This window comes from Thermosynechococcus sp., from assembly GCF_046299655.1.
Taxonomy (GTDB): domain Bacteria; phylum Cyanobacteriota; class Cyanobacteriia; order Thermosynechococcales; family Thermosynechococcaceae; genus Thermosynechococcus.
In genome coordinates this window covers 1-1,052 of sequence record NZ_JBKBHZ010000032.1, presented here as the reverse complement: position 1 = coordinate 1,052, position 1,052 = coordinate 1, and the positions used below count along the sequence as shown (strand labels likewise).

Annotated in this window: 1 protein-coding gene; it reads right to left on the bottom strand. The window is 57.5% G+C overall.

Annotated features, from left to right (window positions below; genetic code table 11):
• A partial coding sequence (gene psbD / locus ACK4HN_RS11885; RefSeq protein WP_409877758.1) for a photosystem II D2 protein (photosystem q(a) protein) occupies window positions 1–1,052 on the bottom strand: 1,052 nt, incomplete at both ends.

The following is a 1,052-nucleotide window of genomic DNA, read 5'->3' as shown; positions in this document are numbered from 1 at the left end:
GCGTTACCACGGGGGAGTACCTCTTCTGGGAAGACAAAGTTTTCATGGGGTTGGTCTTGGGGCGCCATCCAAGCACGGATGCCCTCGTTCAAGAGCAGGTTCTTCGTGTAGAACGTCTCAAACTCAGGGTCTTCCGCTGCCCGAATCTCCTGCGAAATGAAGTCATAGGACCGCAGGTTCAGCGCCAGACCCACCACGCCAATCGCACTCATCCACAGCCCCGTCACGGGCACAAACAACATGAAAAAGTGCAACCAGCGCTTGTTCGAGAAGGCAATCCCAAAAATTTGGCTCCAGAAACGGTTCGCCGTCACCATCGAGTAGGTCTCTTCCGCTTGGGTGGGATTGAAGGCACGGAAGGTGCTGGCGCCTTCCCCATCTTGGAAAAGGGTGTTCTCCACTGTGGCACCGTGGATGGCACACAACAGCGCACCCCCCAGCACTCCCGCTACCCCCATCATGTGGAAGGGGTTCAAGGTCCAGTTGTGAAACCCTTGGAAAAACAGCAGGAAGCGGAAGATGGCCGCAACGCCAAAGCTAGGAGCAAAGAACCAACTGGATTGCCCCAAGGGGTAGATGAGGAAGACGCTCACAAAGACGGCAATCGGCGCACTAAAGGCAATGGCGTTGTAGGGACGCACACCCACCAAGCGGGCAATTTCAAACTGCCGCAGCATGAAGCCAATGAGGCCAAAGGCGCCATGGAGGGCAATAAAGGTCCACAGACCGCCCAGTTGGCACCAGCGGGTGAAGTCCCCTTGGGCTTCAGGACCCCAAAGGAGCAGCAGGGAGTGCCCCATGCTGTTGGCGGGGGTGGAAACGGCAACGGTGAGGAAGTTGCAGCCTTCGAGGTAGCTGGAGGCAAGGCCATGGGTGTACCAGGAGGTCACAAAGGTGGTACCGGTCAGCCAGCCACCAAGGGCAAGGTAGGCACAGGGAAACAGTAGGATGCCTGACCAGCCGACAAAGACAAATCTGTCACGTTTAAGCCAGTCGTCGAGGATGTCGAACCATCCCCGCTCCGCTGGCGCTCGTCCAATCGCGATCGTCAT